We start from the raw sequence: 18961 nt of genomic DNA, 5'->3' as shown, positions 1-18961 counted from the left end.
TCTTCTCCAATGGGCATTTTGCCCGCCGCAGTTTCCACTGCGACCGGCGCACACGCAACAACTCAAATCGTTCTCGCTACTGCTTATCCAGACCGTAGACGGAATGCAAAGTACGAACCGCAAGTTCGGTGTACGGACCGTCGATCAGTATCGAAATCTTGATCTCGGAGGTCGTGATGGCGCGGATGTTGATCGAGCGGTCGGCCAGCGCCTTGAAAGCGGTGGCGGCGACGCCGGCATGGCTCCTCATACCGATGCCGATCACCGAAACCTTCGACATGCCGGCTTCCGATTGCACCACATCGTAGCCGATCGACGCCTTCAGGCGCTCGAGCACGGCCAGCGCCTTGTCGACATCGCCCGACGGCACGGTGAAGGTCATGTCGGTGAACTTGCCGTCCTCGGAAATGTTCTGGACGATCATGTCGACATTGATGTTGGCCTCGGCCAGCGGCCCGAAGATGCCGGCGGCGACGCCCGGCCGGTCGCCGACACGGCGCAGCGAAATCTGCGCTTCGTCCTTGGCATAGGCAATTCCGGTGACGACCTGCTGTTCCACGATCTCTTCCTCGTCGCAAATAAGCGTTCCGGGCGGATTGAGCAAATCCCCCATTCCGGGCGCATCGGGATCGTCGAAGGACGACCGCACGAAGGTACGCACCCTGTGCACCATGGCAAGCTCGACCGAACGCACCTGCAGAACCTTGGCGCCAAGCGAGGCCATTTCAAGCATTTCCTCGAACGAAATCTTGGCCAGCCGTCGCGCCTTCGGCTCGATGCGCGGATCGGTGGTGTAGACCCCGTCAACGTCGGTGTAGATGTCGCAACGATCGGCCTTGACCGCCGCAGCGATCGCCACCGCGCTGGTGTCGGAACCGCCGCGGCCAAGCGTGGCGATGCGATTGTCCGGGCCGATGCCCTGGAAGCCGGCGACCACCGCAACCTGGCCCTCGCCGAAACGCTTGATCAGGAAGGCGCCGTCGATGTCGAGGATGCGCGCCGCGCCGTGCGCATTGTCGGTCTTGATCGGGATCTGCCAGCCCTGCCAGGAACGGGCGTGCACGCCCATGTTCTGCAGTGTGATCGCTAGAAGGCCGGCGGTGACCTGTTCGCCGGAAGCGACGACTGCGTCATATTCGCGTGCGTCGTGCATCGGCGAGGCTTCGCGCGTCCATTGGACCAGTTCATTGGTCTTGCCGGCCATCGCCGAGACGACCACCGCCACCTCATGGCCGGCGTCGACCTCGCGTTTGACGTGACGCGCCACATTGCGGATGCGGGCGATGTCGGCGACGGAGGTTCCGCCGAATTTCATCACGATGCGCGCCATGGAAGCGAAATGCCTTTGACTGATACCGGACCCAGCCCAAAAGCGGGATCCCGAAAAGCGGAAGGCCAGCTGATGCCGGCCGCTGAATGCGCGGCCTCCTTAGCCAAATGATGAAGCTTTCGCAAGGCTGGCGGCGGATTGCCGACTTCAAGAACATGGCATATTGCGTTCCGGTCCGCTGCCGCTTACGAAATGCTGCCCGCGGGAATTCCCATTTGGTTCGGCATAACAGATGATTGCTCGTCTTCGACGCGCCACCCGATGGCAATCGCTCCCGCTTTTCATCGGCTTCGCGATGCTGGCGCTGATCGTCGGCACGCGCGCCGTGCTGGTCGAGAGCCAGCGGGCCAATCGTGCCGCCGCGCGTGAGACGATCGAATATCAGGAACTGCTTTCCGGGCTGCTTTCACTGGCGCAGGATGCCGAGAGCGGCCAGCGCGGCTATCTCCTGACCGGCGAGAAATCCTACCTCGAACCTTATCGGAGGGCGGTCGAGGCAATCCCGGGGCAACTCGCCCGCATCGACACCATGACGGCCTCGGACGACCAGCTCGCCCCGCAGGTCAGTCACATCAAGGACGCGCTTTCGCAAAAGCAGGCGGAGCTGTCAGAAACGATCGCCCTCTACGACAAGGGTGACGCCGCGAAGGCGCTGGAGATGGTCCGCAGCGGCCAGGGCAAGGCCGCCATGGACGAGATCCGGGCCAGCATGGACACGATCCGGCGCATCGACGCCGCCGCCGTCGCCGAGCGTGACGAGCACACGGACCAGGTCGAGACCTGGCTGCGCATCGGCTCGCTGGCGGCACTGCTGGCGATCTTTCTGCTCGGCACCTTCACAATCCGCGAATCCCGACGCCGCTTCCGCGAAGTGGCCGTCGCCCAGGATGAGCTGACGCGCAAGAACATCGCGCTCGGCAATGAGATCCAGACACGCGAAAAGGCTGAATCCCAGATCCGCCAGATGCAGAAGATGGAGGCGGTCGGTCAGCTGACAGGCGGTATCGCCCACGACTTCAACAACATGCTGGCGGTGATCATCAGCGCCATGAACCTCGCCCAGCGCAAGCTGGAGCGCGGCGAGCACGACATCGCAAAATTCATCGAAGCGGCGATCGACGCGGCAAACCGGGCGGCAAATCTGACGGCCAGGCTGCTCGCCTTCTCGCGCCAGCAGCCGCTGGCGCCGCAGATCGTCGATACCAACCGCCTACTGACTGGAATGTCCGACCTGCTTCGGCGGGCGCTCGGCGAAACCATCCGCATCGAAACTGTGCTGGCGGGAGGCTTGTGGAAGACCCATGCCGACCCGAGCCAAATCGAGAACGCCATTCTCAACCTTGCCGTCAACGCGCGCGACGCCATGGGCGACGACGGCAAGCTGACCATCGAGACCGCCAACTGCCACCTCGACGACAGCTACGCCGCCACCCATGCCGAGGTCAAAGCCGGCCAGTATGTGATGGTCGCCGTCAGCGACACCGGTTCGGGCATGGTGCCCGACACCATGGCCAAGGCGTTCGAGCCCTTTTTCACCACCAAGCCGGTCAACAAGGGCACGGGCCTGGGGCTGAGCCAAGTGTACGGCTTCGTCAAACAGTCCGGCGGCCACGTCAAGATCTATTCAGAGCCCGGCGAAGGCACGACCATCAAGATCTATTTGCCGCGATTCTTCGGACAGGAGGAGGTTGCCATCTCCACGGGGCGGGACGACAACCCCACGGCTCCGGTCACCGAAACCATCCTTGTCGTCGAGGACGATGCACGCGTGCGTGCTTCAACCACGGATGCCCTACGCGAACTCGGCTACACCGTCATCCATGTCGGCAGCGGCCAGGAAGCGCTGCAGGCGCTGGCCGAAAACCCCGGCATCGCCGTTCTGTTCACCGATATCGTCATGCCGGTGATGAACGGCCGCAAGCTTGCGGAGGAAGCGGTCGCCCGCATGCCGCAGTTGAAGGTGATCTTTACCACCGGCTTTACCAGGAACGCCGTGGTCCACAACGGCGTGCTCGACCATGACGTGCACTTCCTGGCCAAGCCATTCACCATCGAGCAACTCGAAACCAAGCTGCGCGACGTGCTGGACGCAAAAGCATAGCTGGCGCGCTTTCCGGCGGATGCCTGCACCAACACCGCGGGCCTAATGTTCGGCTATTTAATACAGCACGCCGCCTTGCGGACGCGTGCGTCAAGTTGAGAAGATTCCATGACCGAGACGCTGGAAATCGTCAATATTCGCCTCAAGCCCGGGACCGAAGCAGGCTTTACCGCCGGCAACCGCGTGGTCAGCGACTGGCTGGCAGGGCAACCGGGTTTCGTAAGCCGATGCCTGGCCCGACGGGATGATGGCGGTTGGGTCGATGTGGTGCGCTGGCGGAGCCGCGAGCAGGCTCTTGGCGCGGCCGGACGGATCATGGCCGAGATCGGCGATTGCGAAGCCATGCGCGCCATCGATCCCGCCAGCGTCGACATGGGACATGCCGAACTCGTTCTGTCGAATTAACCCACGCTTTGGCTGGCAGTGGAAAGGTCCCATTGCGGATCGGGCCTGCCCAATCCGGCAACGACGCGGTCGCGGCCGTCCGCCTTTGCCTGATAGAGCGAACGATCCGCGGCGTTGACGATTTCGACCCATGACGCGCCGAGTTCCGGGAAGGCGGACACGCCGAACGAGGCGGTGATGGTTCCGAGCGTGCGGCCGCGATGCGTCAGATGCAGTTGCTTGATCGCCTTGCGTACCGCCTCGGCGCGCTCGGCGGCATCAGCGAGCGATGTTCCCGGCATCATCAGGGCGAATTCCTCGCCGCCATAGCGTGACACCACGTCACTGTCCCGGGCGTGGTCGAGCAGCGTGGCGGCGACCTGCTTGAGGACGAGATCGCCGGCTTCATGGCCAAACGTGTCGTTGAACTGCTTGAAATGATCGACATCGAGCATGATCATCGCCAGGGGCTGTTCGGCGCGCTCCACGCGCCTCAATTCGCGACTGCTTGTTTCCTCGAGATAGCGGCGGTTGTAGAGCCCGGTGTTGGGATCACGGATCGATTGTTGCCGTAGCGTTTCGCGCAGGCGCAAATTGGCCAGCGCCAACGCCAGCGTATCGACGACGCCGCGCAGGATCTGCTGCCGCTCGGTCAGCCAATCCGGCTTGTCGGCCGCGTCTGGTTCGCACAGATGCACGATGCCAAGCGTCTCTCCCTGTGCCGCCAGAGGCATGCAGACATAGCCGCGGCCGCCATTCTCGGTGATGTGGTTGCAGCGCGGCGTCAGCATGCCGGGGCCGGCAACATGCTCCTGGCCGCGCCGCAGCGCCCAGCAATCTTCCGGCGCAAATTGGCCAACGCTCGAACGGACCGCGCCCCAATGCGCCATCTCCTCGACCAGATTGCGCGAGGCGCTGGTCAGATGAACGGTTCCGCTCAATCCGCCAAAGAAGTCGGGCATGGCCGAGCCGACGACGGAAAACGCCTCCTGGAAGGTGACGCAGGCCTGAAGCAGCTCGCCGAGTTTGACCAGGCGGGTCGTTGCCTGCGACGTTTCCTTCAGTTCGCGGTTCAGCGTCGCCAGTTCCTCGGCGCGATCGCTGACCGCCCGCTCGGCGCTGCGCAACTCGCCGATGTCGCTCAACGTCAGCACGATACCGCCATCGGCGCGATTGAGCGGATTGCAGCTCGCAATCACCGGCAGGTGCGATCCATCGGGCTTTGCCAGCCGCACCTCGGCCTGATGCCGGCGGCCCGTGGTCAGCGCCAGGTCTATCGGGGACGTACCCTGCGCCAGCCTGTTTCCCGACAATCCCCTTATGTCGAGGACCGACGGCCAGTCCTGCCCCTCGATCTTGTCGTTGCGCAACCCGATGATCTCGGCGGCTGCCGGATTGACCGAGACGATCCGGCCCTTGCCGTCGATGACGGCAATGCCCTCGGCGACGGTACGGACGATATCCTCGATATAGGCCTTCTGCTCGACGAGCTGCCCACGCGAGGCTTCAAGCTCGGATGCCATACGGTCGAACCCTTGCGCCAACAGGCCGAACTCGTCATTGGAGGTGCGGCCGATCCGCGCCCCGGCGTCGCCGCGCGCCAGCGATTCGATGCCGCGGTTGAGACCGGAAAGACCGGCGCCAAAACCGCGCAGCAAAAGGAAAGCCGATATCGCCGATATCAAGACGGCGGCCGCGGTGCTCAGACCGACAAGCCAGAGCATGTTATTGGTGCGCAGATGGGCGGCCCGCAGCAGCGGCGTGTACTCAAAGAGGACCGCGCCGACGATCTTGCCCGGAGCATCCTTGATCGGCACCGCGACCAGGTTGATTGCTTCCGACACGTCGGCGCTGCTTTCGACGAAGTCGCGCGGCTCGCCGTCATCGATCGTGCGGCCGACTTCATTGTCGGGATCGTGGCCGTATTTTGTGCCGACATTCTGTTCTTCACCCGGAACGTCGGCGAGGATGATCTTGCCGCGATCGACCACGACGAGGTCGCGTTTCGAGCCGCCGTGCTGCGAAGTCACGAATTCACGCAGCGCCTCGGGTCTCTCGAACAACGGACGTGGCGTATCGGCAGCCTTGAAGGCGATCGCCGCCGCCAGTTGCCGTGCAACGCTTGTCGCCTCAGCCAGTGCGGAGGATCTGGTCAGGGACATCTGGGAGACTATTGCAATGCCGCCCACCAGGCCGATCAAGGCCGCTGCGCTCAGCAAAGTAGCGATAATCTGGGTCTTGATCCGCACCAAGGCATCCGATTCTAGGAAAGGCAATCTATATGCCGAATCCCGGTCGTGCGTCAGGAAACCGCCAACCTCGTAAATTTCATGTTAAAGAAGCCCGATCAACCGCCATCTCTGGACAGATCGGCCTGCCCCCAGGGATGCTCGGTCAGTCTGGCTGTGCGATGGTTCTCCACAGGCCGGGATAATCGACAACGAAGCCGTGCGGCGACACGTCGAGAACCTCGTCATAGCCGAACATGGGCGCGGCATAGGCATAGCGTACCGTGTCGAGACGCCGGTAGGTCTGATCGAGGCGCACCAGCTTGAGTTCGGGGAAGGTCAGGTAGGCAGCCGGGGCGGGCGTCGCCTCCCCGATGCCGAGGTTGAACCGACGGATCGCCAGCAGATTCGATGCCGGCGTGAAGCCAAGATCGACGTCGACGAGCCCGGCGACGCCATCTTGGGCTTCGCCGTTCAGCATCCACTGGCCGTCGGACCCTCGTTCGATCGCGTAGTGCAGCTCGCCCGTGCCGGAAAAGCCGTCGACCCGCGCTGATCGAGTGCGCCAGCCGGCATCGCAAATCACCTCATAGGCAAGGCAGCATGGCTGGCCGTCCTGGACGAAGATGGCCTGCCCCCTGAGGCTCTGCCCGCTATCGGTCGGCGAAAGCAGGCAGGCGTCGTGGCCTTCCACGTCCAGCCGCCGCCAAAGGATGGAAGCCGTCATTGGTGTCATCGTCCACTCCCTCGACGTTAAAACGATGCCCTCTCCTTCGCCTGCCTGGCCAATTGTGTTTCACCCGCGGCACCCGGCAACTGACATGCCCTGACAGAATGCGTCGCCCTGGCGGCAGGGGAAAATTGTTGCCTTGACATTCGCCGCCCCACGCCCGACTTCCTAGCGCTTGAGGAGACAACCGATGCCAGAGCCCCGACGATCGACGATCGATGCCGGAGAAGTGGAACGCTTTTCCGCTCTTGCCGCCGAATGGTGGAATCCGAACGGCAAGTTTCGCCCGCTGCACAAGTTCAATCCGGTCCGGCTCTCCTATATCCGCGACCAGATAGCGACGCGCTTTGGCCGTGACCCACGCGCGGCACGGCCTTTCGAGGGCCTGCGCATCCTCGACATTGGCTGCGGCGGTGGCCTTTTGTGCGAGCCGATGGCGCGGCTTGGCGCCGAGGTGGTCGGAGCGGATGCCTCCGAAACGAACATCGAAGTGGCGAAGCTGCACGCGGCCGAGGGCAATGTGAGCGTCGACTACCGCGCCACGACGGCCGAGGATCTGGCCGATGCCGGTGAAAAATTCGACGTCATCCTCAACATGGAAGTGGTCGAGCACGTTGCCGACATCGACCTGTTCGTCGGCAAATGCGGCGAAATGGTTCGGCCTGGCGGCATCATGTTCGTGGCCACCATCAACCGCACCCTGAAAGCGCTCGGACTGGCCATCATCGGCGCCGAATATGTGCTGCGCTGGTTGCCGCGCGGCACCCACCAATTCGGCAAGCTGGTGCGCCCGGAAGAACTCGAAAAGGCGCTTGGCGGCGCCGGTCTGAGCATCATCGACCGCACCGGCGTCACCTACAATCCGCTCGCCGATCGCTGGGCCCGCTCCAAGGACATGGACGTCAACTACATGGTGCTGGCGGAAAAAGGCTCAGTCTGATCCACGGCACACTTTCCTGGAATTGCTCTCGGTGTGTTGAGATTCAGGTCAGGCCGAGTCGGAGTCGAAGACGGGCGCGAAGCGACCAAACAAGGTGGGTTCCGAGAACCGGAGCGCAGCGTACTTTTGGGTACGTGAGCACCGGAAGCGCAGGAAGCCACCGTTTGCAGGCCGGCATCACCTGAATATCAACACATCCTAGGCGTCGAGCGGCCTGTAGCCTCCCCGCCAGTAGATCAGCGCCTGCCCGGCATCGCGGGTGCGCACGGCCTCGACCGTGCCGATGACGATGGAATGCGTGCCGCGATCGATCATCTCGTCGAGGCTGCAGTCGAAGGCAGCCACCGCGTTCGAAAGCAATGAAGCTCCGGTCTTCAGCGTCATCCATTCGGCGCCCTCGTAGCGGTCCTTGCCCTTGATGCCGCCAAAGCCGGAGAACCGCTCGGCGACGCGCTGATGCTGGGGTCCGAGCGAATTGACGCCGAAATGCCGATAGCGTTCGATCAGCGGCCAGGTCGACGACGACCGGTTGACGCAGGCGATCACCTTGGGTGGCTCGGCCGACAGCGAGACGACCGAAATGACCACCAGGCCGGAGCGATCCTCGCCGACGCCGGCAGTGATGACGCTGACATTGCCGACGATCAGCCGCATCGCGGCTCGAAAATCCGCGACGCCGACAGAAGTTCCCTCCGGAACCTTTGATTCAGTCATGGCTGGCTCCTCGATGTCCCAGAAGCGGAAACGGCTTTCGGAAAAGACCACGCTCAAACAAGAAGATAAAGCGAATCCAGAGACAAATTCAGGTGAGCCCGCTCCCGGCAGCCATGGCCGCCGGCGTGATGCACATGCCACTCGGCCTAGCCGGTTACGCTTTCTGGCTTTGTGCCTTGGTGGTGATGAAGACGCCGGCCGTGATGATGACCGCGCCAGCCCAGGTCAGCAGCTGATAATGTTCGCCAAGAAAGACCGTGCCGGCAAACAGCCCGACCGCCGCCGCCACATAACCGATCTGGCTGAGATAGACGGGGCCGCCGACCGACTGCAGCCGGAAGAAGAAGGCAAACATCGCCGACGCCGACGCGGCCTGCGCGACGACGACCAGCGGCACGCCGGCGAGCGGGGCGAAGGCCCTGGCGCCGAACAGAGCGAGAATGCCAACAAACAGCATGGCCGCCGACGCCAGGTGGCTGCCAACCGCAAGCTCGATCGGGCCGGTGCCTTCCGGCCAGTCCACAGTGCGGTAAATGTTGCCGGCGGCAAGGCTGACCGGGATGAGCAGGCCCATCACCACCCAGAACAAATCGGCCGGCTGGCCGGCCTCGCCACGCGTCACCGCCACCATGACCGCGCCGCCGAAGCCGACGGCGACGCCGACGATGCCCAGCATATTGGGACGCCGGACACGCAGCAGGATCGAGAACACCAGCGTGATGACAGGCGACAGCGTGAACATGATGCCGGTGTAGCCGGCGCCGAGATGCGGCATGGCCGAGAACATCATGAGGTTCGGGACGGCATAGGACACCGCCGCGGTGACGAAGAAATAGCGCAATTTGTGCGCGGTGAGCCGGATGCGCTGGCCGCGCAGCAGCAGGGCGAGCAGCAGCACGCCGCCAGCGCCGAGCGAGATGACGAAGGCCCAGACCATGGCTGGAACACCGGCAGCCGTGGCGATCTTTCCGAACGGCAGCGTCAGGCCGAGCAGGCCACCGGTGATCACCAGCAGGCCGAGCGCCGAATCCCAGAGAAATTTCATCATCGAGCCCCGTCGTGCGCGGCTCTTGGCCGGCATTGCATCTTGAGGTAAAATAATGGAAAGATTCTTAACGTCAAGATATATGATGGTGAGACAGTTGGACAGGGCAGCAAGAGCGATCGAGCAATGGAAGCGGGAGCGGCCCGATCTGGATGTCTCGCCGATGGCGGTGCTCGGGCGGCTGAACGAGGCCGCTTCGCTGATCGCCCGCGAGCGCCTCGCTCCGCTCTTTGCCCGATACGGGCTGCAGTCCGGGGAGTTCGATGTGCTGGCGACGCTGCGCCGCTCGGGATCACCCTATGCGCTGACGCCGACCGCCCTCTATGAAGCGACGATGGTGACGTCAGGCGCCATGACCAACCGGCTCGACCGGCTCGAAACGTCCGGGTTGATCCTGCGCGGGCCGCACCCCAACGATCGGCGTGGCATTGTCGTGCGGCTGACCGAAAAGGGCCTCGCGCTGATCGACGAGGCCGTCAGCGCCCACGTTGCCAACGAGCACGAGATCCTCGCGAGCCTGACGCCGGCGGAGCGGGAAACGCTGTCTCGTCTGCTTGAGAAATTGATCGGCAGCGTGAGCTAGCAACTCAGTTGCGATCGTCCGGAAACACCGGGATCGGCATGAACTCGACGCCGTCCTCGGCCAGGCTCTTGGCCTCGTCCAGCGTCGCCTCGCCATAGATGCCGCGTGCATCGCTTTCGCCGAAATGGATCTTGCGCGCTTCCTCGGCGAACTTGTCGCCGACATAGTCGGCATTTTCGCGCACCTTTTCGGCCATCGCCTTCAGCTGCGCCAGGGCCTGCTTCTGCACTTCGCCCATGGCGAGCGCTATCGTCTCCTGCTTGCGCGCCGTGGAGACGGCCGGCGCCATCAGGGCTTTCTGCACCTTGTGCGAGCCACAGCTCGGGCAATCGACGAAGCCGCGCTTCTTCTGGGTGTCGAAATCGTCGTTGCTACGAAACCAGCCCTCGAATTCGTGGTCGTGCTCGCAAATCAGGGCAAACCGGATCAAGAGGCCGCACCCCTGAGACGCGGCGCCTCACCCAAGCTGGCATTGACGGCGAAATCCCGCGCATTCTTGAGATTGGGGATCTTCTTGCGCGCCGCGGCCGACTGCGCCGGATCGATCTCGGCAACGATCACCGCCGGCTCGTCATGCGCGGCTTCGGCGATGATGCGGCCCCACGGGTCGACGATCAACGAATGGCCATAGGTCTCGCGGCCGTCCTCGTGCAGGCCGCCTTGCGCGGCGGCAACGACATAGGCGCCGTTCTCGATGGCGCGTGCCCTGAGCAGCACGTGCCAGTGCGCCTCGCCCGTCTGGCGGGTGAAGGCGGCGGGCACGGAAAGCAGGTCGGCGCCGGCCAGCGCCTCGGCGCGGAACAATTGCGGAAAGCGCAGATCGTAGCAGACGGCGAACCCCAGTTTCGCTCCTGCGATCTCGGTCACGACAGCCTCGGTGCCCGGTTCATAGGCAGCGGATTCGCGCCAGCTCTCGCCATTGTCGAGATCGACGTCGAACATGTGGATCTTGTCATAGGTGGCAAGCGTGGCGCCGTCCGGGCCGAACAGCAGCGCCCGGTTGGCGAGCTTGCCGTCGGCGCGCAGGATGGCGGTCGAGCCTATGTGCAGGAAGACGCCAAGCTCGCTCGCCAGTTTGCGCGCGGTCGCGACGACGATGTCCCTGTCCTCGGAGGTGAAGGAGGCGGCACGCGCCTCCTTGTCGCGGATCAGCGCCCCGGTCATTTCCGGCGTCTGGATGTAGGTCGCACCTTGGCCGGCGGCTTCACGCACCAGCCGTTCGAGGTCGACCGCATTGCGCTCGGGGCTCTCGCCTGAACGCATCTGGATCGCAGCGGCCTTGAAAACACCCATCGTCATATCCCTCAAATCGTCGCGCCGTTGGCGAGCATCTTGTCGAGCCGGCCTTCGGCCTCCAGCTCGTGCAGGTCGTCGCAGCCACCGACATGCGTATTGCCGATGAAAATCTGCGGAAAGGTCGAGCGGCCATGGGCGCGGGAAATCATCTCCTGGCGCAGTTCGGGCGAGAAGGAGGCGTCGTGCTCGGTAAAGGCGACGCCCTTGCGCTCGAGCAGCCGCTTGGCTGCCGTGCAATAGCCGCACATCATGCGGGTGTAGATGGTGACATCGACCATGACGAATTTCCGCTGTTCGTTGCCGACTTATATAGTCGCGGACTCGTCCGCCCGAAAGTCCCCCGGCAACACACGGGCAAAGGTCAGCACGTCGACGGCACCGGCGCCACCTCTTTTCAGCGCCTTGGTTGCCGCACGAACGGTGGCGCCTGTGGTGTAGACGTCGTCGATCAAAAGCACCCTGCGGCCGGCAATCTCGATTTCCGCCTCGGCGGGCACCCGAAAGGCGGCCCGCACATTTTCCTCACGTTCCTGCCTCTCCAGCCCTACCTGCTGGCGGGTGAGTTTTACGCGCCGCACCGCCGAAGGCGCGAAGGGCAATTGGCTGAGCACCGAGACCGCCCTCGCCAGCTCCGCCGACTGGTTGAAGCGTCGCCTGAAAAAGCGCCGCCAGTGCAGCGGCACCGGCACCACCACATCCGCCTCTGCGATGAGATCGGCGCCAGCGCGCACCATCCAGCGCGCCATCCATGGCGCGAGATCCGTGCGATCCTGGTATTTCAGCCCCTGCACCATCTGGCGGGCGACGCCGGAATAGGCGACGGCGGCCCGCGCCCGCTCGAAAGGCGGCGGGTCGGCGATCGCCTCGGCGGACAGAAAGCCCTCGCCCATATGGTGGGTGAACGGCGTGCCCATCACCGGGCACCATGGCCGTTCCAGGAGCCGCAGCTTCGGCCAGCAGGCGCCGCACAGGACGCCGGGCTGCGAGACATGCCGGCGGCAGCCGGCGCAGACCGGCGGAAACAAGATGCGCGCCGGCCAGCCGAGGGCCGATCGGGCCAGGCTCTTGATCTCGATGGGCTTGATCTTGGGCATCGGATCGGCCACGTGGTTGGTCCTGCGCCACTATATGAACTATCTCAGAGCGTGGACAAACAAGGATTTGCCCGTTGCGGCCGATAATGGATATTTCGCTTTGGCTGGCGCACAAGCGGCGTGCGCTTGCCCATCCGGTTGACGGCGCCGACTTCCTCATGCGCCGCACGGCCGAGGATCTTGCCGATCGGCTGGGCGCCGTCGAGCGCCGGTTCGGCAAGGCAGCGGTGCTGTTTTGCCAGACGGCGGCAGCAGCCGAAATGCTCGCCGGGAGCGGCAAGGTCGCCGACATTGTCCGCGTCGAGACGGACACGGCTTTCCTGAATGGCGGTGCCGGCCTGGTCGCACCACTCGAAACCATGCCGTTCGAACCGGAAAGCCTCGATTTGGCGGTCTCCCTTCTGTCGCTGCAGGCGATGAACGACATCCCCGGCATGCTGATCCAGATTCGCCGCGCGCTGCGGCCAGACGGGCTTTTCCTCGGCGCCTTTGCCGGCGCCGGCACGCTTTTCGAGTTGCGCGAAAGCCTGCTTGCGGCCGAGACCGAGCTTTATGGCGGCGCCAGCCCGCGTGTCATCCCGTTCACCGACGTGCGCGATGCCGGTGCGCTTCTGCAGCGCGCCGGTCTCGCCCTGCCGGTCGCCGATGTCGAGACGGTGACGGTGCGCTATGCCAGCCTGTTCAGCCTGATTGCGGATCTGCGGGCCATGGGCGAAACCAGTGCGCTCACCGAGCGCAGCCGGCGGCCGGGCTCGCGCAAGCTGTTTGCCCGCGCGGCGGAAATCTACGCCGAACGCTTTTCCGACCCCGATGGCCGGGTGAGGGCAAGTTTCTCGATCGTCTGGATGTCCGGCTGGGCGCCCGACGCATCGCAGCAAAAACCGCTGAAGCCCGGGTCGGCCAAGGTCTCGCTGAAGACAATACTGGAGGCTTCCGACGGGCAGTGAACCGGCCCGCAGGCGCGGACGGCTACCTCAGGGCCCGAGGGCGTTGACAAGCCTGCTGGTATTGTCGCTGAACAGCCAGGTGATTGCGTTGAAAACCTGGCTGATGCCGCCAATGATGGTCAACGACAGCACACCGATGATCAGGGCATATTCGACAGCCGTGGCGCCGGTCTCGTCCTTCAGAAAACGAAGCAGCACTGCATTCATGACCTAAACCCCTCTGGCCAGAACATTACCGCCGATCTGTTAAGAAAGGTTAACGGCAAAGGCTTAACAGGCGGTGAAACCGCCGCCCTTGTCGAATCTCTTAACCATGTCAGCAGTCGCCGCTGCTTCTGCCATTGGACCTGATGATGCAGACCGAACTCGGCTGCGGCTGCAGCACGCTGCGGCGCACCGTATAGGTTTCGCGATGGCTGACCGAGCCGGTGGCCGTCATGTCGAGCTCGCTGGCAAAATCATCGCGGGCCGACAGCGAGCGTGTCTGGCCGTCGAGGAAAGGCGCGGCGATCAGCGCCAGCGCCACCGCGGCCGAACCGAACAGAAGCGTGATGCGCAATATGCCCATGCCGGCGTCGGCGGCGCGAAAGCTGCGCTCGGGCCGGATCGAGTCCCAATCCCTGTCTAGGCTCATTCTATCGCTCCCCAGCGAATCGGCGGCGCGGCCACGAACCGACCATGCTTCACTTTTTCACGGTGGGATAAATCTTCCATTAACGCTGACTGATACGGCGCTTCGACCCGGCCGGCGGGAGGGCGCCCTAGAGGAGATCGATGAGGAACGGGATCAGCGGCGCATCGGCCGGCGGCATCGGATAGTCGCGCATCTGCTTTGGCCGCACCCATTTCAGCGCCTGCCCCTCCCTGGGCTGGGCGATGCCGCGAAAGCGGCGGCAGATGAACAGCGGCATCAGCAGGTGGAAATCATCATAGGAATGACTGGCGAAGGTGAGCGGCGCCAGGCAGGGGATGTCGGTCTCGATGCCGATTTCCTCGTGCAGTTCGCGGATGATGCATTGTTCCGGCGTCTCGCCGGGCTCGACCTTGCCACCCGGAAATTCCCACAGGCCGGCAAGTTGCTTGCCCTCGGGGCGCTGTGCCAGCAGCACCCTTCCATCGGCATCGACCAGCGCACAGGCGGCGACCAGCAGCAGGCGCTTGCCGGCGATCGTCACATCACTCATGCCCAATTTCACTCCTGAACAGGCGGCCGGCGATAGTGGTAGCGATAGACCTCGTCGAAGCCGAGCGAGCGATAGAGCGCCAGCGCCGGCACATTGCCGGCCTCGACCTGCAGCCAGGCGTCGCGTGCGCCACGCAGCCGCGCCCATTTCAGCGCCGACAGGATCAGGTTGCGGCCGTGGCCCTTGTTGCGCGCCGACTTGTCGGTGGCGATCTCGAACAGGCCGGCAAGATCGCCGTCGTGCACGCAGATCAGCGTCGCCAGCGGCTCGGCTCCGTCTTCGAGCGCGAACAGCCCGGCCTCGGGCTGGATGGCGCCGATGATCTCCGACAGGCCGGGTCGCAGCGAAACGTCCGAACCGCTGACCTTGAGCGACGCGCCGATGAAGCGGCTGATGTCCTTCAGCGGGATCTGGTCCATGGCGGCGTCGAGTTGCGCGTCGGCCAGCGGCAGCCGCATCACCAGCGACTCGTCGAATCGGCTCCAGCCCTCGCGGTCGAGATGACTGGCGAGATCGGGACCCGACAGTGGCGACATGCGGAACGTCAGCGGCCTGCCATAGGCGTCGAAACGGCGGCTGGCCCGGCCGATCCGGTCGGCAATGTGCTGGGTGTCGCCCGGATCGAGCGGATTGACCGAATTCAACCGCTTGGCCGGATGGCCGGCGGTCAGCCGTACAACCCAGGTGCCGTCATAGTGGACCGCCGCTGCCGGCCAGGCGCGGAAGCCGGCCGCCTCGTAGCGGCGCACGATCGCCAGCATGCTTGCAGGATGCCTGGAAGCCAAAGCCATCAGCTCCGGTAATCGCCATTGATGGCGACATATTCCTTGGTGAGATCGCAGGTCCACACCGTCGCCTTGCCGCGGCCGATGCCGATGTCGGCGCGGATGCGGATGTCGTCGCGCCTCATGTAGGCCGAAGTCGCATCCTCGGAATAGCCGGGGTCGCGCTCGCCCTCATGCGCCAGCCGGTTGTCACCGAACCAGATCGACAGTCGGTCGCGATCGGCGGGCTCGCCGGCCTTGCCGACGGCCATGACGACACGGCCCCAATTTGCGTCCTCGCCGGCGACCGCCGTCTTGACCAGCGGCGAATTGGCGATCGATAGCGCGATGCGCTTGGCCGAGCGCGCCGATTTGGCGCCGGTGACGGTCACTTCGACCTGCTTGCGGGCACCCTCGCCGTCGCGCACCACCTGCAGCGCCAGCGATTTCAGCACCTTGCCGAGCGCCCGGCGGAACGCGCCGAGGCGGGCATCCTTCGGGTCGGTTATCTCTGGCGCGCCGCGGCTGGCGGCCTTGCCGGTGGCGAAGATCAGCAGCGTGTCGCTGGTCGAGGTGTCGCTGTCGACAGTGACCGCGTTGAAGGTCTTGGCGGTGCCGCGCGACAGCAGGTCCTGCAGGACAGGGGCAGCGATCGGCGCGTCGGTGGCGATGAAGGACAGCATCGTTGCCATGTCGGGCGCGATCATGCCGGCGCCCTTCGATATGCCGTTGATGGTGACGTCGGTGTCGCCGAGCTTGACGGTTGCGGTCGCGACTTTCGGATAGGTATCCGTGGTCATGATCGCCTTCGCCGCTTCGGTCCACAAATCAGGCTTGCCGTTGCTGACCAGCCCGGCCAGCAAATGGCGGAACTTGCCGGTGTCGAGCGGCTCGCCGATGACGCCGGTCGAGGCCAGGAAAACCTCGCTGGCCTTGCAGCCGGCCGCCTTGGCCGCGGCTTCGCCCGTCAGCGCGGTGGACTCGCGACCCTTCTTGCCGGTGAAGGCGTTGGCGTTGCCGGAGTTGACGACCAGCACCCGCGCCTTGCCGGCGCCGAGATTCTGCCGGCAGAAATCGACCGGCGCCGAGGGGCATTTCGATTTCGTGAACACGCCGGCGACCGCGGTGCCTTCATCGAACACCATGGTCAGCAGGTCGGTGCGGTTCTTGTATTTTATCCCCGCCTCGGCGGTGGCTATGCGCACCCCCTCGATGGCCGGCATCTTGGGGTATTTCTTCGGCGCAAGCGGCGAAATCGTCGTGGACATGGGGACCTCGGGCGGGAAAATCGCAAGGGAAGGCCGGTTTGCCCGATACGACGCGCGGGCGCAAGGGCGTTTTCGCATGTCACCTGGGCGGAAACCCGATCGGAATTAAGCCTGCATTTCAAATCCGTTGGCATCGCCGGCGCCGATGGCATTATGATCTTCCCCATGGGCAGGCTTGCGATACTCGCATGGGCATTTCTGGGACTTTTGCTGCTGAGCGCCGATGCACAGCCGCAGCGGCGCGTGGCGCTGGTCATCGGCAACGGCACCTATTCCGAAGCCGGCACGCTGGCCAATCCAGTCAACGACGCGCTCGACATCGCCGACAAGCTGCGCTCCATCGGCTTCGAGGTCATCGAAGGCAATGATCTCGGCAAGCGCGAGCTTGAACGCAGCATCGGCGAGTTCTCCGATGCCCTCGAAGGCGCCGGCGTCGGGCTTTTCTACTATGCCGGCCACGGCCTGCAGGTCGAAGGGCGCAATTACATCGTGCCGGTCGACGCCAGGCTCGACATGCCGGTCAAGCTGCAGCTCGAGGCCGTGCCGATCGATGAAGTCCTCGACATCATGGAACAGCAGACCAAGGTCAGCCTGGTGTTTCTCGATGCCTGCCGCAACAACCCGTTTGCCCGCAGCCTGAGCCGCACCGCCACCACCCGCTCGGCGACGGCGCTGGCCGGGCTGGCGCAGTTCGATTCGACGCGCGGCTCGTTCATCGCCTTCTCGACAGCACCCGGTGCGGTCGCCATGGACGGAAGCGGGCGCAACTCGCCCTTCGCCGAAGCCTTGCTGCGGCACATCGCCGAGCCCGGCCAGAGCATCAACGACATGATGATCGCGGTGCGCCGCGACGTGGTGTCGCAAACGCGCGAGGCGCAGCGCCCCTGGGAGCAGGGATCGCTGCTCGAGCGCTTCGAATTCGTCCCGGGCGGACAACCCGCCCAGCCGCAGAAGCCGGCCGCGGCTCCGGCGCCCCCCACGGAAGTTGCAGCACTCGAACGATCCGTCGGTGACGACAAGGGATCGATCGAGAAATTCCTGCGCCACGATTATCTGGCGCCGGACACCAAGGCGATGAACGAGACCGTCAAGCGGCTCTACGGCCCCTCCGCGACCATTTTCGGCACGCGCTACGACGCCGACGCCATCGCCAGGGTCAAGGCCGACTGGTTCGCGCAGTGGGTCTCGTGGTCGCTCGGCCTGGAGCCCGGCAGCCTGGAGGTCACCCCGCACGGCGAGGATCGCGTCGAGGCCGTCTTTGCGATGCGCTATGACTATGTCCCGAAGGACAAGTCGGCGGCGCGCCTGACCGGCAAGGCACGCGTCACGCTTGGCCTGGTCAAGGCAGACGACGGCTGGCGCATCGAGTCCGAGACATCACAAGCGATGCAATAGAGATCGGCGGCGGCCAATCCAGCGGTGTCGGCAGCTCTTGTGCCGCGCGCGCTTCATGTCGATAGGAATTTTTTCTTGACCCGGTGAGGGCAACTATGCTACATATTTGTCGATGGTGTTGATTTGCGCCACTGACCCGCCGCCCAGGCGGGTTTTTTGCTTTTTGGTGCTTCGTCAACCAACGCTCCGGGATCGTTGCCCCTGCAGCCGCCACTGCCTGTAGCAGCTTGAAAACGGGCCGTTCCGTTTGATGACCCGGTCGGGTATATTGCCGGCGAAATTGTTGGCGAGGACGACAGAGATGGGCGTAGACGTCGATCCGGCGCGCAAATCGATCGGTGCGCGGCGCAACCCCGACAGCGCCGACGCCATTCTCGAAGCCGCCGAGGCCGTGCTGGTGGAGGCCGGTTATGCCGGTTTCTCGATCGAGGCGGTGGCGCGGCGGGCTCGCGCCGGCAAGCCCACCATTTACCGCTGGTGGCCGAGCAAGGCCGCATTGCTGCTCGAAGTCTACCAGCGCCAGAAACGCGTCGATGTTCCCGATACCGGGCGGCTGGAGGAGGATCTCGTCGGCTTCCTGAAAAACCTGTTCGCCCACTGGCGCGAGACATCGTCTGGCAGCGTGTTCCGGTCGCTTGTCGCCGAGGCACAGTCGGATGACGCGGCGTCCGCGGCACTTGCCGGCTACGCGCTGGGCCGAAGGTCGCATACCGGCCAGATCATCGAACGCGCCAAGGCAAGGGGCGAAATCGGCGTCGACATCGATTCAGCGCTGGTGGCCGACCTGATCGCCTCATTCGCCTGGAAGCATCTGTTGACCAACCAGCTCGACGAGGACGAAGCCACGATAAGCAAGACGGTCAGCTACGTGATGCGAGGCATAGCAGCGCCTGGGAAGTAAAAGCGGCCGGCGCCGGCCGAAAAAAAAGAGCGCGGCAACCCTTGGCTGCCACGCCCT

21 protein-coding genes are annotated in these 18961 nt (G+C 64.3%); 7 read left to right on the top strand and 14 right to left on the bottom strand.

Going from position 1 to position 18961, the window contains the following annotated elements; translation table 11 throughout:
* Window positions 1-76 precede the first annotated feature (76 nt).
* Window positions 77-1330, bottom strand: coding sequence for an aspartate kinase (locus AC0ZT5_RS16285; RefSeq protein WP_095084820.1), 1254 nt, complete (start codon window positions 1328-1330; stop codon window positions 77-79).
* Window positions 1331-1562: 232 nt separating this feature from the next.
* Between AC0ZT5_RS16285 and AC0ZT5_RS16280 the strand changes: the two genes are divergently transcribed.
* On the top strand, window positions 1563-3431 hold the full coding sequence (locus tag AC0ZT5_RS16280) for a CHASE3 domain-containing protein (protein WP_488497248.1): 1869 nt from the start codon (window positions 1563-1565) through the stop codon (window positions 3429-3431).
* Window positions 3432-3539: 108 nt separating this feature from the next.
* Window positions 3540-3836 carry an antibiotic biosynthesis monooxygenase family protein gene (locus tag AC0ZT5_RS16275; RefSeq protein WP_488497247.1) on the top strand — a complete coding sequence of 99 codons (297 nt, stop codon included), beginning with the start codon at window positions 3540-3542 and terminating at the stop codon, window positions 3834-3836.
* Here the strand turns inward: AC0ZT5_RS16275 and AC0ZT5_RS16270 are convergent.
* Together AC0ZT5_RS16270 and AC0ZT5_RS16265 are read right to left on the bottom strand one after the other, a co-directional pair.
* A complete protein-coding gene (locus AC0ZT5_RS16270; protein WP_488497246.1) occupies window positions 3833-6064 on the bottom strand; it encodes a diguanylate cyclase in 2232 nt (743 codons plus the stop codon). The two genes, AC0ZT5_RS16275 and AC0ZT5_RS16270, sit on opposite strands and share 4 nt — an antisense overlap.
* 145 nt (window positions 6065-6209) lie before the next feature.
* The gene (locus tag AC0ZT5_RS16265; RefSeq protein WP_488497245.1) at window positions 6210-6779 is read right to left on the bottom strand and encodes a putative glycolipid-binding domain-containing protein; all 570 of its coding nucleotides are present in this window, start codon (window positions 6777-6779) and stop codon (window positions 6210-6212) included.
* A 184-nt stretch (window positions 6780-6963) separates the two neighbouring features.
* On the opposite strand from AC0ZT5_RS16265, the gene ubiG reads away from it, so the two are divergent.
* Complete coding sequence (ubiG, locus tag AC0ZT5_RS16260; protein WP_184876309.1) at window positions 6964-7713, top strand: bifunctional 2-polyprenyl-6-hydroxyphenol methylase/3-demethylubiquinol 3-O-methyltransferase UbiG; 750 nt, start codon at window positions 6964-6966, stop codon at window positions 7711-7713.
* A gap of 198 nt (window positions 7714-7911) precedes the next feature.
* On the opposite strand, the gene AC0ZT5_RS16255 is transcribed toward ubiG, so the two are convergent.
* Together AC0ZT5_RS16255 and AC0ZT5_RS16250 are read right to left on the bottom strand one after the other, a co-directional pair.
* Window positions 7912-8427 carry a flavin reductase family protein gene (locus AC0ZT5_RS16255; protein WP_488497244.1) on the bottom strand — a complete coding sequence of 172 codons (516 nt, stop codon included), beginning with the start codon at window positions 8425-8427 and terminating at the stop codon, window positions 7912-7914.
* Window positions 8428-8581: 154 nt separating this feature from the next.
* On the bottom strand, window positions 8582-9472 hold the full coding sequence (locus AC0ZT5_RS16250) for a DMT family transporter (protein ID WP_488497267.1): 891 nt from the start codon (window positions 9470-9472) through the stop codon (window positions 8582-8584).
* 97 nt (window positions 9473-9569) lie between these two features.
* On the opposite strand from AC0ZT5_RS16250, the gene AC0ZT5_RS16245 reads away from it, so the two are divergent.
* Window positions 9570-10055 carry a MarR family winged helix-turn-helix transcriptional regulator gene (locus AC0ZT5_RS16245; protein ID WP_477291003.1) on the top strand — a complete coding sequence of 162 codons (486 nt, stop codon included), beginning with the start codon at window positions 9570-9572 and terminating at the stop codon, window positions 10053-10055.
* A gap of 4 nt (window positions 10056-10059) precedes the next feature.
* Here AC0ZT5_RS16245 and AC0ZT5_RS16240 read toward each other — a convergent pair whose 3' ends face one another.
* Genes AC0ZT5_RS16240 through AC0ZT5_RS16225 form a run of 4 tightly spaced genes read right to left on the bottom strand, consistent with a single transcriptional unit; the run spans window position 10060 to window position 12457 of the window.
* Window positions 10060-10485, bottom strand: a complete 426-nt coding sequence (locus AC0ZT5_RS16240) for a DUF1178 family protein (RefSeq protein ID WP_488497243.1) — start codon at window positions 10483-10485, stop codon at window positions 10060-10062.
* Window positions 10482-11348, bottom strand: coding sequence for a carbon-nitrogen hydrolase family protein (locus AC0ZT5_RS16235; protein WP_488497242.1), 867 nt, complete (start codon window positions 11346-11348; stop codon window positions 10482-10484). The genes AC0ZT5_RS16240 and AC0ZT5_RS16235 overlap by 4 nt, the downstream gene beginning before the upstream one ends.
* 11 nt (window positions 11349-11359) lie before the next feature.
* Window positions 11360-11629, bottom strand: a complete 270-nt coding sequence (gene grxC, locus AC0ZT5_RS16230) for a glutaredoxin 3 (protein ID WP_488497241.1) — start codon at window positions 11627-11629, stop codon at window positions 11360-11362.
* A 27-nt stretch (window positions 11630-11656) separates the two neighbouring features.
* Entirely contained in the window at window positions 11657-12457 is an 801-nt protein-coding gene (locus AC0ZT5_RS16225) for a ComF family protein (protein WP_478353029.1), read from the bottom strand.
* A gap of 62 nt (window positions 12458-12519) precedes the next feature.
* On the opposite strand from AC0ZT5_RS16225, the gene AC0ZT5_RS16220 reads away from it, so the two are divergent.
* Window positions 12520-13392 carry a methyltransferase domain-containing protein gene (locus tag AC0ZT5_RS16220; RefSeq protein WP_488497240.1) on the top strand — a complete coding sequence of 291 codons (873 nt, stop codon included), beginning with the start codon at window positions 12520-12522 and terminating at the stop codon, window positions 13390-13392.
* 27 nt (window positions 13393-13419) lie between these two features.
* Here AC0ZT5_RS16220 and AC0ZT5_RS16215 read toward each other — a convergent pair whose 3' ends face one another.
* From AC0ZT5_RS16215 to argJ, 5 genes are all read right to left on the bottom strand, one after another.
* Complete coding sequence (locus AC0ZT5_RS16215; protein WP_457150486.1) at window positions 13420-13599, bottom strand: Flp family type IVb pilin; 180 nt, start codon at window positions 13597-13599, stop codon at window positions 13420-13422.
* 109 nt (window positions 13600-13708) lie between these two features.
* Window positions 13709-14026: a hypothetical protein gene (locus tag AC0ZT5_RS16210; RefSeq protein ID WP_488497239.1), complete on the bottom strand. Its 318-nt coding sequence runs from the start codon at window positions 14024-14026 to the stop codon at window positions 13709-13711.
* A 127-nt stretch (window positions 14027-14153) separates the two neighbouring features.
* Window positions 14154-14576, bottom strand: coding sequence for a (deoxy)nucleoside triphosphate pyrophosphohydrolase (locus AC0ZT5_RS16205; protein WP_378983720.1), 423 nt, complete (start codon window positions 14574-14576; stop codon window positions 14154-14156).
* Between the two features lie 8 nt (window positions 14577-14584).
* A complete protein-coding gene (locus AC0ZT5_RS16200) occupies window positions 14585-15337 on the bottom strand; it encodes a GNAT family N-acetyltransferase (RefSeq protein WP_488497266.1) in 753 nt (250 codons plus the stop codon).
* 29 nt (window positions 15338-15366) lie between these two features.
* Window positions 15367-16608 carry a bifunctional glutamate N-acetyltransferase/amino-acid acetyltransferase ArgJ gene (gene argJ / locus AC0ZT5_RS16195; RefSeq protein ID WP_488497238.1) on the bottom strand — a complete coding sequence of 414 codons (1242 nt, stop codon included), beginning with the start codon at window positions 16606-16608 and terminating at the stop codon, window positions 15367-15369.
* Window positions 16609-16773: 165 nt separating this feature from the next.
* Between argJ and AC0ZT5_RS16190 the strand changes: the two genes are divergently transcribed.
* Window positions 16774-18003 carry a caspase family protein gene (locus tag AC0ZT5_RS16190; RefSeq protein WP_488497237.1) on the top strand — a complete coding sequence of 410 codons (1230 nt, stop codon included), beginning with the start codon at window positions 16774-16776 and terminating at the stop codon, window positions 18001-18003.
* A 301-nt stretch (window positions 18004-18304) separates the two neighbouring features.
* On the top strand, window positions 18305-18904 hold the full coding sequence (locus tag AC0ZT5_RS16185; RefSeq protein ID WP_488497236.1) for a TetR/AcrR family transcriptional regulator: 600 nt from the start codon (window positions 18305-18307) through the stop codon (window positions 18902-18904).
* The last annotated feature ends 57 nt before the right edge of the window (window positions 18905-18961 follow it).

The sequence above is a fragment of the Mesorhizobium sp. CNPSo 4670 genome (assembly GCF_057784235.1).
This window is presented reverse-complemented; position numbering and strand designations above follow the sequence as displayed.

Coding starts and splice junctions, on each gene's coding strand:
- AC0ZT5_RS16285 (WP_095084820.1), bottom strand. CDS start 1,330: ATGGCGCGCATCGTGATGAAATTCGGCGGAACCTCCGTCGCCGACATC.
- AC0ZT5_RS16280 (WP_488497248.1), top strand. CDS start 1,563: ATGATTGCTCGTCTTCGACGCGCCACCCGATGGCAATCGCTCCCGCTT.
- AC0ZT5_RS16275 (WP_488497247.1), top strand. CDS start 3,540: ATGACCGAGACGCTGGAAATCGTCAATATTCGCCTCAAGCCCGGGACC.
- AC0ZT5_RS16265 (WP_488497245.1), bottom strand. CDS start 6,779: ATGACACCAATGACGGCTTCCATCCTTTGGCGGCGGCTGGACGTGGAA.
- ubiG (WP_184876309.1), top strand. CDS start 6,964: ATGCCAGAGCCCCGACGATCGACGATCGATGCCGGAGAAGTGGAACGC.
- AC0ZT5_RS16255 (WP_488497244.1), bottom strand. CDS start 8,427: ATGACTGAATCAAAGGTTCCGGAGGGAACTTCTGTCGGCGTCGCGGAT.
- AC0ZT5_RS16250 (WP_488497267.1), bottom strand. CDS start 9,472: ATGAAATTTCTCTGGGATTCGGCGCTCGGCCTGCTGGTGATCACCGGT.
- AC0ZT5_RS16235 (WP_488497242.1), bottom strand. CDS start 11,348: ATGGGTGTTTTCAAGGCCGCTGCGATCCAGATGCGTTCAGGCGAGAGC.
- grxC (WP_488497241.1), bottom strand. CDS start 11,629: ATGGTCGATGTCACCATCTACACCCGCATGATGTGCGGCTATTGCACG.
- AC0ZT5_RS16215 (WP_457150486.1), bottom strand. CDS start 13,599: ATGAATGCAGTGCTGCTTCGTTTTCTGAAGGACGAGACCGGCGCCACG.
- AC0ZT5_RS16210 (WP_488497239.1), bottom strand. CDS start 14,026: ATGAGCCTAGACAGGGATTGGGACTCGATCCGGCCCGAGCGCAGCTTT.
- AC0ZT5_RS16205 (WP_378983720.1), bottom strand. CDS start 14,576: ATGAGTGATGTGACGATCGCCGGCAAGCGCCTGCTGCTGGTCGCCGCC.
- AC0ZT5_RS16200 (WP_488497266.1), bottom strand. CDS start 15,337: ATGCTGGCGATCGTGCGCCGCTACGAGGCGGCCGGCTTCCGCGCCTGG.
- argJ (WP_488497238.1), bottom strand. CDS start 16,608: ATGTCCACGACGATTTCGCCGCTTGCGCCGAAGAAATACCCCAAGATG.
- AC0ZT5_RS16190 (WP_488497237.1), top strand. CDS start 16,774: ATGGGCAGGCTTGCGATACTCGCATGGGCATTTCTGGGACTTTTGCTG.
- AC0ZT5_RS16185 (WP_488497236.1), top strand. CDS start 18,305: ATGGGCGTAGACGTCGATCCGGCGCGCAAATCGATCGGTGCGCGGCGC.